General features: G+C 54.7%; 9 protein-coding genes. 4 read left to right on the plus strand and 5 right to left on the minus strand.

Going from position 1 to position 11,985, the window contains the following annotated elements; genetic code table 11:
• Nucleotides 1–162: 162 nt before the first annotated feature.
• Entirely contained in the window at nucleotides 163–426 is a 264-nt protein-coding gene (locus tag EP867_RS17805; RefSeq protein ID WP_128490812.1) for a hypothetical protein, read from the plus strand.
• A gap of 79 nt (nucleotides 427–505) precedes the next feature.
• Nucleotides 506–2,152: a hypothetical protein gene (locus EP867_RS17810; protein WP_128490813.1), complete on the plus strand. Its 1,647-nt coding sequence runs from the start codon at nucleotides 506–508 to the stop codon at nucleotides 2,150–2,152.
• A gap of 194 nt (nucleotides 2,153–2,346) precedes the next feature.
• On the opposite strand, the gene EP867_RS17815 is transcribed toward EP867_RS17810, so the two are convergent.
• The 4 genes from EP867_RS17815 to EP867_RS19925 all read right to left on the minus strand — a co-directional run bounded on the left by EP867_RS17815 (nucleotide 2,347) and on the right by EP867_RS19925 (nucleotide 8,567).
• The gene (locus tag EP867_RS17815) at nucleotides 2,347–5,436 is read right to left on the minus strand and encodes a type I restriction endonuclease subunit R (RefSeq protein ID WP_128490814.1); all 3,090 of its coding nucleotides are present in this window, start codon (nucleotides 5,434–5,436) and stop codon (nucleotides 2,347–2,349) included.
• 69 nt (nucleotides 5,437–5,505) lie between these two features.
• Nucleotides 5,506–6,777: a restriction endonuclease subunit S gene (locus tag EP867_RS17820; protein ID WP_128490815.1), complete on the minus strand. Its 1,272-nt coding sequence runs from the start codon at nucleotides 6,775–6,777 to the stop codon at nucleotides 5,506–5,508.
• Nucleotides 6,774–8,297 carry a type I restriction-modification system subunit M gene (locus tag EP867_RS17825; protein ID WP_128490816.1) on the minus strand — a complete coding sequence of 508 codons (1,524 nt, stop codon included), beginning with the start codon at nucleotides 8,295–8,297 and terminating at the stop codon, nucleotides 6,774–6,776. The genes EP867_RS17820 and EP867_RS17825 overlap by 4 nt, the downstream gene beginning before the upstream one ends.
• Before the next feature lie 126 nt (nucleotides 8,298–8,423).
• On the minus strand, nucleotides 8,424–8,567 hold the full coding sequence (locus EP867_RS19925) for a hypothetical protein (RefSeq protein WP_164888936.1): 144 nt from the start codon (nucleotides 8,565–8,567) through the stop codon (nucleotides 8,424–8,426).
• A 231-nt stretch (nucleotides 8,568–8,798) separates the two neighbouring features.
• Here EP867_RS19925 and EP867_RS17830 point away from each other — a divergent pair, with 231 nt between their 5' ends.
• Nucleotides 8,799–9,488 (plus strand): ParA family protein, encoded by a 690-nt coding sequence (locus tag EP867_RS17830; protein WP_128490817.1) that lies wholly within the window; start codon nucleotides 8,799–8,801, stop codon nucleotides 9,486–9,488.
• Nucleotides 9,481–9,738 (plus strand): hypothetical protein, encoded by a 258-nt coding sequence (locus tag EP867_RS17835; RefSeq protein WP_128490818.1) that lies wholly within the window; start codon nucleotides 9,481–9,483, stop codon nucleotides 9,736–9,738. Before EP867_RS17830 ends, EP867_RS17835 begins: the two co-directional genes overlap by 8 nt.
• A gap of 36 nt (nucleotides 9,739–9,774) precedes the next feature.
• On the opposite strand, the gene EP867_RS17840 is transcribed toward EP867_RS17835, so the two are convergent.
• Nucleotides 9,775–11,760: a primase-helicase family protein gene (locus EP867_RS17840; protein WP_128490819.1), complete on the minus strand. Its 1,986-nt coding sequence runs from the start codon at nucleotides 11,758–11,760 to the stop codon at nucleotides 9,775–9,777.
• Between the last annotated feature and the right edge of the window lie 225 nt (nucleotides 11,761–11,985).

Here is an 11,985-nt window from a genome sequence, read left to right on the forward strand (position 1 = left end):
TTTTCGAGACTGTGCAGGGCGGGCCTGTCTGTGCAGGCCGCGTCAGGCTGCTGGCAAATATATATTTATATGGGTATATGGATATATATGTATATATTCTAGAATGCTGGCGGTTGACCCAGGCTCGATCTATGATGTGGCCATATTGTAAGGGGTTCACATATGCTGATGAGATTAGAAAAGCAGGAAGCGCTCCAGAGAGCTTATCCGAACATCCTGCCTAGTGAGCTTGTTCTCGAAGTGCCTGACGCCTGGTTCGCGCTCGTTGATCGCCTGTGCGCCGATCTCTCCGCCATCCCTGAGCCGCCTCCGGTCGTCATGCAAGTCAAAGAAAGCTACGGGCGGCTCTGTTTTTACGCTGCGCATGAGACGCCCGCGCAAGCCGATCTGATCCGCGCCGCTGAAGAAAAAAGCGAAAACGTTTAGAAGTTTTTAACCCTTTAGCCGTTGTCCTATGCTATTTTAAGGCTAAGTGCTAAGAGCTAAGCCAATGGGGAGGGGCAACATGGCAATTTTGAAACTCGAAAACAAAGATCTGACCGGGCGCGAAGCGCGGATGACCGCAGGTCGCAACAGCTTTTTCGGCGACGATCTGACTTACCTTGACCCGGCGTCAGAAGAAGAGATCGAAATTGGCGGCATCGCGCCGGGATCTTCCGCATTCGAACACCCGCTGATCGCAGATCGTGTTGAAAGATGGGAAAAACCGAGCATCCTGCGCATGCGCGATGAAGGACTTGTGAGTTCAAAAATCCGCGACAAAGGCGGCGAAGCGCTAGAGTGGGATCACATGCTCGTTGCTTTTTCTCCTGATCAGTCAGCGATGCTCGCGGAGTCCCCGGAGATCATGGACGCTGTCCGGAGCGTCATCATCGACAGTCTCTCTCGTGCTCCGCGCGATGCTGAAGCGCGGCGTCAGCTCATCGCAACGCCATGGCACACGAATAGCGACAACTATCACGTGCAAGTGCTGGTCGGCCGTTTTCCGATCAAGAAAGATGAAGGCAACAGCATCACGGTCTTACCTTCAATCGACCAGTCTCGAACTTCTGAGCTTCGGACGAGTATCGAAAATCTGAACGCGGCATTCGACGCCGCAGGTCTTTCGCAGTTCAGAATTGATGGCACTGAGATCAGTCAAGTAAACCGCGCATCGTCCGCGATCACGCCGCGCGACAGCGCTCTTGCGGAGCAACGCCAGCGCCCCCTTGCGCCGCCAGCATCTTCAGTGCTCGTCCAGGCTCGTTCGATTACGCCGGACATCGAGACGATCCGCCGCGCAGCGGAGTTCGAGTCGAAAGAGATTGAGCGGCTGGAAGCGGCGGCAGAAGCGGCAAAGAAGCGGAAAGAAGTCCTCGCTAACGCGATTGCTGGTCTGCAGAGAGTCGAAGAAATGGAAGCTGCGGTAGCGGCAGCCGAAGTCGCGAAAGCCGAGGCTGAGGCTATCGCAGAAGAAGCCTTAGCTGCCGCACAAGCGGCAGATCTGGCTCGTAAAGAAGCGGAATTTAAAGCTGCAGAAGCGGAAAGAGCTGAAGTCGTCGCACGCGAAGAACTCGCAGAGACTGATCAAAAACTCGGCGCCACAGAGAAGCAACTGTATGCTGCGAATGCAAAAATCGGGGAAATCGAAGATCAACTCGCTGTCGAGAAAGAGCACTCAGAAGAACTTAAAGGCGAGCTCGATGCGACTGCTGCCACACTTGAAAGCGCAAAGTCGGACAACGAAGCGCTTGCCGCTGAGTGCCGCGATCTCTCTGAAAAACTGAAAGCAGAGGCTGAAAAATCTGCTGAAATCGAGCGCGCGAAAGACCTTGAAATCGCTGAGTTGCGTAAGGTTGTTTCTGAGAGAGACGCAAAAATTGGTGCTCTTGAAGCTGCTGCTGCAGCTACAGAAAAAGCGCATAAAGACGCGATCAAGACAATGAAAGAATTCTTTGACGATCAGCTTAAATCACTGACCAAAAAATTCGAAGAGCTTCAAAAGAAGCTCGCCGGGGCCGTTAAACTTCTCAATAGCCCTCTCGGGGAAGTTATTAAGTTCAGAAAAGAGAAGGGGCTGGCTGATGACGATAAGAAGTTCTTTGCGCAATTCAGTAATCCAGCGCAGAAGAACAATAATGATGATGGGGGCAATAACCCACCCAAACCGTAATAAAGTAAAGCCCCCTTTTGGGCCAGCCCATGCGATAAATGTTGATATCGTTTTGCGCGAGTGATGTCAGTTTCATCTCAATGTGGCTGCGCCTTCGGACGCAGCCACACACGTTGGAAAGCCATCCTGCGCGGCGCGGGATGAATGAGAATTAACCCACGCTCGGCCAGAAGATCTCGATCAAATAAACAGGATCAGGCGGCCCGACTCATTTCGGTGGCAAGGGCCTCAGCCTGTTTCAGCACGGTCTTCACTGCTTCTGTGGTCAGGTCCGGTGGGTAGCCGTGCTTTTGAAGGATCTTCTTCACGGAGATCCGCATCCTGGCCCTGACATTCTCGCGCTTCCACCAGTCCGTGCCCGCATTGCCTCGCACCGCTAGGACCAGTTCCGTCGCGATGACTTGCAGTTCGCTATTCGACATGACCTCGACCGCGCTGTCGTTCTGTGCGAGCGCATCATAGAAGGCACGCTCTTCGGCGGTTAGACCATCACTCGGCGTATCACGCAGCTCCTTGGCGATCTGAATGAGTTCCTGGATCACTTGAAGGGCATCGACACTGCGGTTGTGATACCGCGCGATGGCCTCTTCGAGCCTGATCGAGAACTCTTCCTTCTTCACGACATTGCTGCGTGTCCGGGCCGAAATTTCCCCGTTCAACAGCTTTTTGAGCGCCTCGACCGCGAGATTCTTGTGCTTCATGTTCCGGAGTTCGATCATGAACTCTTCGGACAGAATGCTGATATCCGGGCGGTCGAAGCCGCAGGCTTCGAGAATGTCGATAACCTCGGTAGAGGCGACAGCACTGTTAACAAGTTGCTGGATGGCAAAGTCGGAACTTCCTGTGGTTTTGCCGCCGCTGCTGGCTTCCAGCTTCTCGATGCCGGTCCGAACAGCCACAAAGAACGCGACTTCGACAGTGTGCTCCGTCGCCTGCGGGCTGCCCGAGGCGAGTTTGAAGGATTTTACCAGCGACGCCACGGCATTGCTGAACCTTTTTATCGTTTCGGTTGCGCCAGCGTTTTCTTTGCCAAGGATGAAGTCGATGGCCGCAGGCAGTGTTTTCAGGCGATCCTTCGGACTGCCGCCTAAGGCTGGCATGTAGTTGAAGCCGAACAACTGCTGGCGGCTCACATCGAGTGCGTCCAAAAATGCGGCGACCGCATCCGCTTCACTGATGCCTGTTTCCGCTTGGTCGGATTGGGAATAATGCGCAAGCGCGGCTTTCAGGTCGGCCGCTATGCCGATGTAATCCACAACAAGGCCAGCAGGCTTGCCCTTGAATACGCGATTTACCCGGGCGATGGCCTGCATCAGGCCGTGGCCTTTCATTGGCTTGTCGACATAGAGCGTGTGCATGCAGGGCGCATCGAAACCGGTGAGCCACATATCCCGCACGATCACCAGTTTCAGAGGATCGATCGGGTCCTTGTAGCGGTTCCGGATGGCCTCCTGCCGCGATTTAGACCGGATATGCGGTTGCATATGCTTCGGGTCCGTCGCGCTTCCTGTCATCACGACTTTCACCGCGCCGGTGTCGTCAGTGTCGCCGTGCCAGTCGGGGCGCGCCGCGACGATACGGTCGTAGACTTTGGCGCAAATCTCGCGGCTCATACAGACGATCATCGCCTTGCCGTCTATTGCTTCAAGACGAGCATCGAAGTGTTTCAGGATGTCGGTCACGACAGCATCAAGCCGCGTGTCAGCACCGACGAGCGCTTCAACCTGAGACCACTTTCGGGCGATTGCACTGGCCTCGCTGTCATCCAGTCCGTCCGTTGCCTCTTCGAACTCTTCGTCGAGATGGCTTGCGGTGTCGCCGTCCAGTTCAATCCTGGCGACACGGGCCTCGTAGTAGATCGGCACAGTGGCGCCGTCCTGAACTGCCTGGGCGATGTCATAGATATCGATGTATTCGCCGAACACGCTGCGGGTATTGGCCCCAACAAGCTCCACAGGCGTCCCGGTGAAGGCAACATAGATCGCATTCGGCAGGGCCTGGCGCAATTGATAGGCCAGACCGTAGCGCACATCCCCTGTCTTCGTCAGCTTGGCATCAAACCCGTATTGGGTCCGGTGCGCCTCATCGACCATCACGATCACATTCGACCGATTGGTGATTTCGGGGAAAACCCCGTTGTCATCGGGGCGGAACTTCTGAATCGTCGAGAAGATCACCCCACCGACTTCCCGATCGAGCAGCGCCTTCACATCCGCCATGCTTTCGGCCTGCACGGGATCTTCACCAAGAATGTCCTTGCAGCGACCGAAGGTGGCGAAGAGCTGGTTGTCCAGATCGTTCCGGTCCGTCAGGACCAGAAGAGTCGGGTTTTCCAGATCCGGATGATGCATCACCCGCCCCGCAAGGAAGGTCATCAGCAGCGACTTGCCAGAGCCTTGCGTGTGCCAGATCACCCCGGCCTTGCCATCGCGCCCACGGGCCGCCCCGATGGCCTCCACGGCCTTTCTGACCGCAAAGACCTGATGATAACCTGCGACCTTTTTGATCGGCCCGCGCCCTTCGTCCTCGAAGACGACGAACCAGCGCAGCAGATCGAGCAGCGTCTCGCGACTGAGAAGACCACGCGCCAGCGTTTCCAAGGCGAGGTCCGAACCGTTCGGGATGAGGTTTTCCCCATCGACCGTGCGCCAGGCCATGTAACGGTCCAGATTGGCCGAGAGCGAGCCATAGCGCGCGACATGTCCGTCACTGATGACGTTCAGTAGAGTGGTCCGGAACAGGTCGGGAATGTGGGATTTGTAGGTCTCGATCTGGTTGAAGGCCGCCCCGATGTCTTTACCTTGGGTACCCTTCAGCTCGATCACTACTAAGGGCAGACCGTTCAGCAAGATCACCACATCTGGGATGCGCGGAGTTTTTCCGACGATGTCGTATTGATTGACTGCGCGCCAGTCATTCGCCTTATCCGACCAATCAACGAGCTTCACGACGGCATTACGCTCTTCGTGGCCGTCCATGAATGTGGTCTTGATGCCATCGACAAGCAGGCGATGAATGCGGCGATTTTCCTGAATGATGTCTCCCGTGAAGACCACATCGATAACCTTCTTCGACGCTTCCACCAGGGCGTGCTCGGGCAGGCCGGGATTGATCCGGCGCAGGCTGTCCAGCAAAACCGGTTCCAAAATGGCGTCGTGGTATGAGGCACGGAGTGGATTGGCAATGTCGGGCGCGGTTTCAGCACCGTGCATGAGTGTGCAGCCAAGATCGGCCAACTCTTCCATCAGGAAGTCTTCAAGGTCTGCTTCACTCAGGAATGCCATCTGACGCTCAATAATGAAATGGTTAGATTGCGCTAAATGTGGGAGAGATAAGCCGCGTTAAGCGACCCCCTAAATCAGTTCCTTCGCCGCGCCGACGCGCAACTCACCTGACATCAGGCGAGGCAGAAGCGTATCCCTAAGGTTGGCGAGGGTTTGGTTCTCGCACAGCAGCGCTTCTCTGCGCTCAAACATTGGCTTCACCTCACTATTGAAAGCCGACAGCACATCAGCCGACGCCAAGAGGATAGTGAGTCGTCCAAGATCGCCGTTGGAGATAAAGGGCTGTGCAGCTCCTTTCTTGATCGCCGATAGATCAAGCGCCTGTAAAGCAAGTAGCAAAAATTCGGGCGGAATAGATTCTTTGGGAATGATGTGTGATGCGTTGTTGTTTACCCAAGCCTTCCCCCGATGCGGGACGAAAACGCCACAATAAGCGCCCACCCTGCCAACCGTTATCACATATCCGTCGGCATTATAACGATCGCTCAGCCCCATCTGCCCGGCGCCACCAAAAACCGGGTAAGCGCCACTTTCGGAAAACAGTTCTTTTTCAAGCTGTTTTCCTCCCTTGATGGAGCATAGTTGAGCGACTTCCGTATTAGCCCAGCCCAACGGCAACCCATCATCCCCGAAGCTATCGGGAAACAAATCCGCTGTCGCCGCGTCCATATGCGCAGGCACGCGCCCCTCGGCTTTGGCGCGTACGGGGTCGAAATCGACAAACCACGACCGATATATCGCCCGCGCCATCTCTTCCAGAGTCGCCGCCGTCTTGCGGTTCAACTCGATCTTATCATCTAGCGCCCCAAGGATCGCCGCGATTTGGTGTTGTTCTGCAAGGGGCGGTGTAACGACTGGGATCGAACCGGCAAGGCCAGTGTTCAGGTGCGGCATCGTTGCACCGACGGCATTACTTTCGATCCAGTCGCAGACATCAGGATGTGCGAGGTAATAGCTCAAATAGGCAGATTCCGCCTTTGCTGGGTTAGGTCGGAGGCGCAGGCATCCAGTCCCACATAGCCAACCCGCCTCACGCTCGCCGACAAGCGCCCGCTTAACTATGTCTCCGCGTCTCGGGTAAACAATGTCGCCGACCCTAAGCTGAAATCCTTTCAGGCGGTCATGATCCTCGGTCGATACTCGGGCGATGTTATCGGTGGATATTTTTCCGTCCCTAATATCTTGAGGCATGACACAGGGAGTGCCGTCAAGAACGTAGTCTGACGCATGAAGAGCACTACCAAAAGGACCAGTCTGGATCGACGCATCGCCACCTGAACAGATTTCGCCCAGCGACTTTATAGACCAGTCAGCATGAAGCGTAAAAAGGCTGGCACTCATCTCAACATCCCTAACCGCGCTTCGATTTCCCCTTCCAGCCGCCGCCCCTCGGCGAACTGGATGCTGAGAGTGCCCATAAGGCGATCGAATTTTTCCTCGAAGGGCTCGCCATCTTCGTCAGTAGCACCCGCGCCTACATAGCGGCCGGGGGTCAGGACGAAATTGTACTTTTCGATCTCGGCCAAGGTCGCTGCTTTACAGAAGCCCGGCTCGTCTGCATATTCCCCTGCATCCGGTTCCCCACGCCACGCGTGATAGGCGCGGGCGATGCGGGCGACTTCCTCAGGCGACAGTTCCTTCTGCTTGCGGCTGCCCGGCACCAGCGCGCCCATCTTGCGGGCATCGATGAACAACACCTCGCCACGGCGATCGCGCAGCGTGGCATCCTTCGCGATGCCATTAGACTTGTCCTTGGCAAGGATCCAAAGGCAGGCTGGGATCTGGGTGCCATAGAATAACTGGCCCGGCAGGGCGACCATGCAGTCGACTGCGTCGCCCTGAACCATCGCACGGCGAATATCGCCTTCACCGCCCGACATCGAGGACATCGAGCCATTGGCAAGCACCACCCCGGCGATGCCCTTTGCCGTCAAGTGTGCATGGATGTGCTGCAACCAGGCAAAGTTAGCATTGCCAACGGGCGGTGCGCCGAACTTCCACCGTGCATCTTCACGCAGCAGGTCGCCAGACCAGTCCGAGATGTTGAAGGGCGGGTTTGCCAGGATGTAATCGAACCGCTCATCCGGGAATGCGTCTTTCAGAAGCGTGCCTTCCGAGTTCCAGCGGATATCGGCAAAGATTCCTCGGATTGCGAGGTTCATGCGCGCAAGCCCGAAAGTCGTGTGGTTTCGTTCTTGCCCGTAGATCGCGATGTCGTTTTTCTGCCCTTGGTGGGCGTCAATGAACTTCTCGGATTGGACGAAAAAGCCGCCGGTGCCGCAGCATGGATCATAGACCCGCCCCTTGGTCGGTTCCAACATCTCGATCAGCGTATCGACCACAGATTTGGGGGTGTAGAACTCGCCCCCGCGCTTGCCCTCGCTACTTGCGAACTCGCCGATGCAGTATTCATAGATCCGGCCGATCAGGTCGAAATCGTGCGCGGTCCCGTCAAGCTTGATACCGTTTGTGAACAGTTCGATCAGGCCCGTCAGCATTGCTTTGTCGAGGGATTCCTTGCCAAAGACCTTCGGCAGCGCGCCTTTGAGTGAGGGATTCTCCGCCTCGATCGCGCGCATTGCATCGTCGATCATCACGCCGATGCCGGGGTTCTTGGAGTTCTTGGCGATGTGCGGCCAGCGGGCGCTTTCGGGGACCCAAAAGACATTCTCGGCCAGATATTCGTCACGATCTTCGGGATTGGAGAGTGGATCGGTGGCCAGCTTATCGTGCAGCCGGTGAAAAGCCACAGAGACATAGCGCAAGAACAGGAGGCCGAGGGCCAAGTGTTTGTATTCGCCGGAGTCCATCGCTCCGCGCATTTTGTCTGCGGCGGCGAAGAGTGTTTTCTCGATGTTCATGCCTGTCCTCGGGCTGGCTGTCTTGTGGTATACGACATCAAAGTATCTGCCTTGGCAAACTTCCAGAGCGGGAGAACGCACTGATTTCGCAAAGATTGATGGGGGAGCCGGCGGCGCCAGTTCCTTTCACGCGTAGCCGATCAGATCACGCGCATAGATCTTGCCCTTTGCGAGACCCAGCCGCATCGCGGGAGTTTGATGGTCATTTTCTGGCAGGGCCAGCATGTAGTTGTAATAGAACCGCAGAATGGCCGCCATCTTCGGAACCATCTGAGTTTCAAGCCAGTGCGCCGGGATGCTTTTTCAAGAAGAGTAGATCTTCCGGCAATCTCTTTTTCAAAACCAGTCAACTCCATAAGCTCTATGGATATATGTTGCGATGTTGAAAAAGTAATGATCGCTCAGGAATTTCCTCGACCGGTCCGGTATATGCTTATATACTTATATATGTATATACCCGCCATTAACCTTGTTCGCATATAGTTACAGGAGTTCCAAAGGATGACGCGCGTGATCAAGACGACTGTAGCGATGCAAAAGGGCGGAAGCGGTAAGAGTACATTGAGCCGACACGGCTCTGTCATCATGCCGCGCACGGCGCTCCTTGATCTCGACCCCCAGGGCACAACCTTGCGCTGGCTTGAGCGGCGGCAACAGAATGGGGACTTTGTCCCGTCTGCGATCCGCACAACGTTCACTCGCGCGAAAGAAGCGCTTGAGATCGTCGACTCAGCCCATGCTGAGATCGATCATCTGATTATAGATACGCCGCCTGAGCACGACGACCAGCGAACCATCCGTTTTGCGGTGCAAGCTGCTGATTTCGTTGTGCTTCCGTGTAAGCCGACCCCCGATGACCTCGAAGTTTTGCACGAAACGCTGAAGCTCGTGCGGGAGTATGGTAAGCCTTACGGCATCGTTTTAACGATGGTTCGTCAGAACAGCCGCTCGCTGAAGTCCGCTAAAGAGCTCGTGGCACGCATGTGTGCGGAATTCGGAAACGGAGAACTCTGTCCGCACACGATCGGCAACCGAACTGACTTCGTTGAGTCAGTTTTTTTCGCGAAAGCTGTGACTGAATTTGCGCCGACCAGCGTTGCCGCGGCCGAAATCCGCGCGGTCTGGGACTGGATTTTCGAGCGGTCTGTCGCGGCCGCTAAAGAGAAAGATGGAGCTGTCGAACATGGCTAAGAAACGCGCTGACTTCTCTCTTATGACGTTTGATACCGCAACTGCGAAGCCGCAAGCGGCAGCTCCGGAGGTTCCGGCATCGATCACCATCACAGACGCTGACTTGCCCAAAAAAGTTGTCGGACTCTATATTCAATTGGAGGAACACAAGCGGCAAGAGATCCGCGAGTGGTGCACAAGACACAAGAAGAGCCTGCGCGATGTGCTCTTAGAAGGTTACGCCAGCTATACAAAGCAGTATGGTCCCTAACGCAAAAGGCCCCCAGATCGGGGGCCTTTTTGTTGGTCAGAACGGCACCTCGTTCTCGGCGACTTTCCGGACTGGCTTTCGCATTAGATCAGCTAAGAAGCCGACTCCGTTGATCTTAACACCTTTATCATCATCTTCCGCCGCTTCTTCGATGATCGCGCGATCTTCAGAAATGATGCGTGGCTCTTGGCTTCGCCAGTCGATGCGCTGGCCTTTTTCGATCTTGAGGTAACGCTCGAATTCCGCGCGCGCGGTGAAGAGCATGGGTAACATCATACCGCGCTGCCGCTTCGGGCCGATACTAAAGAAGATGGTTTCAGAGAAAGTCTTTGGATTGTCTAAACGATTGTCAAAGAGGCTCGGGCACATCTCTTTAAGAGTCTTCAGCATCGATGCTTCCGATTCAGAATAGCGCACATTTGCGGCCAATTCGTGACAGCGATAAGAGTGCTCGAAGAAAGCATTTGGCAAGTACTTCTCTCCCCATTCAGCCCAATCTAATGCGCCGTTATTCTGGGTCGGCAGGAATTCGTCGCGCAATGCGCGATACCACCATTCAGCCACCGGCGGCAGCGACAGAATTTTTTGCTCAAGCCGCGCTTCAGTTTCGTAAGGCTTTTCGATGTTTACTGTCGCGCTATCGATATTCCACTCAAGCAGATATTTAAAGAAAGCTTCCCGCCCACCATTCCGAATCTCGGAATGCAGGGCTTTGAAATATTCAACGCGTTCTTCGCCGTGAATATCCATATTCAATTCACAGATTGTGTATCTGCGGTCGCTCGGATCGAGAATTGCTGCAATATCGTTATTCGTCGCGATAAAGAAATCAGCAACCATTGTGCGCCAGACTGCGCGCTTGTACTTCTCTTCAACGCGAATTGACTCTTCAGTGATAAGAGTCTTCATCATGCTTGCCGCGTTCTTATCTTTGCCCCAATACGCTTCGTCCATAAAGATGATGCTGGCGTCTTCAAAGCCCGCATTAAAGCGTGAAATAACGGATTGAATATTCGTTACATGCTTGAAATGATTGCCGAAAAGAGAGCCAAAGACATTATTAATGATGGTGCCTTTACCTGTTCCTTGGTCTGACCGCATTACAATCGCGGTGCCAATTTTTTTGCCCGGATATTGGACCTTGTGGGCCATCCAGGTCAAAATCCACTCATAAAACTTTAGGTCGCCGCCGCAAATGACATTCAAGATGTGCTGAGTAATCAAGTGACATTTGTCGTGAAAATCCGCCCCCTCGTACGGCTTCACGGGCCAGCCTTGAAACAGGTTGAGTTGGCCATCTAGGACTGGTTGCGGCTCGTCTCCGAAGCGGTGCGGGGCATAGACGAGACCGCTGTAGCTGCGGCGGAAGCGAGAGGATTTCCAGATGTCGTAAGGGTTTCTCAGCTCCCACTTGACCCCTTTATCGGCTTTGGTGGGCCACCAAACGAGCTTGCTGGCGAAGAATAGACTGAGGTCCTGCTTGCCGGGTTCGATGCTGAGGTAACGCGTGAATGGGATCTCGACCCCGTTCTTTTTCTCGACCGACCACTTGCGAACCTCAACGTTCCCTTGCTCTTTGACGATCATGTGCTCGCCAAAATAATCCGGGGAGGTCGCGATATGCTTGTCGATCTGGAGTTGGACAAACGGCACATCGTGGGGTTTGACACCCATGATTTTGTCGTGTTCTGAGCCGGTAAAAGACCAGCCGGCGAACCTTTCGAGAAAGGCAGCTTCAGCCTCGACTCTGAGTTTCTCAAATAATTCAACACGTTCCGCAAAATTCAACCCGGAGTAATCAACATTGATTTCAGCGGCGACAGATTTTCGTGGTCGGCCCCTGGGCTTCTTTTCGGTCGAAGGGGCGGCAGGCATCATCTCAGAGAAGTGCGCTTCGACGTAGTCAGTCCCGGGCTCCGACATGTCGGCCTCGCTGTAAGCGTTCTCGTCAACATAATCTTCTGCAGCAGCGTCCATCAGTTCAGGCTCTACAGCAGGCATCGAGGTAATTTCATTCGTCATAAGTCTTTACTCCATGACCTCAATGTAGCCGGCGAAGGTTGCGCCAAAGTTAAAAACTGCACTGTGGCATGCACTCATAAGCACAATAGCGACTCAGGCGTGTGCAGGTCAACCGCCAGCGTTGTGGAATATATACATATATACCCATATAAATATATAAACATATATTTGCCAGCAGCCTGACGCGGCCTGCACAGACAGGCCCGCCCTGCACAGTCTCGAAAA

This window comes from Falsigemmobacter intermedius (assembly GCF_004054105.1).
GTDB lineage: Bacteria > Pseudomonadota > Alphaproteobacteria > Rhodobacterales > Rhodobacteraceae > Wagnerdoeblera > Wagnerdoeblera intermedia.

Coding starts and splice junctions, on each gene's coding strand:
- EP867_RS17805 (WP_128490812.1), top strand. CDS start 163: ATGCTGATGAGATTAGAAAAGCAGGAAGCGCTCCAGAGAGCTTATCCG.
- EP867_RS17810 (WP_128490813.1), top strand. CDS start 506: ATGGCAATTTTGAAACTCGAAAACAAAGATCTGACCGGGCGCGAAGCG.
- EP867_RS17815 (WP_128490814.1), bottom strand. CDS start 5,436: ATGGCATTCCTGAGTGAAGCAGACCTTGAAGACTTCCTGATGGAAGAG.
- EP867_RS17820 (WP_128490815.1), bottom strand. CDS start 6,777: ATGAGTGCCAGCCTTTTTACGCTTCATGCTGACTGGTCTATAAAGTCG.
- EP867_RS17825 (WP_128490816.1), bottom strand. CDS start 8,297: ATGAACATCGAGAAAACACTCTTCGCCGCCGCAGACAAAATGCGCGGA.
- EP867_RS19925 (WP_164888936.1), bottom strand. CDS start 8,567: ATGGTTCCGAAGATGGCGGCCATTCTGCGGTTCTATTACAACTACATG.
- EP867_RS17830 (WP_128490817.1), top strand. CDS start 8,799: ATGACGCGCGTGATCAAGACGACTGTAGCGATGCAAAAGGGCGGAAGC.
- EP867_RS17835 (WP_128490818.1), top strand. CDS start 9,481: ATGGCTAAGAAACGCGCTGACTTCTCTCTTATGACGTTTGATACCGCA.
- EP867_RS17840 (WP_128490819.1), bottom strand. CDS start 11,760: ATGACGAATGAAATTACCTCGATGCCTGCTGTAGAGCCTGAACTGATG.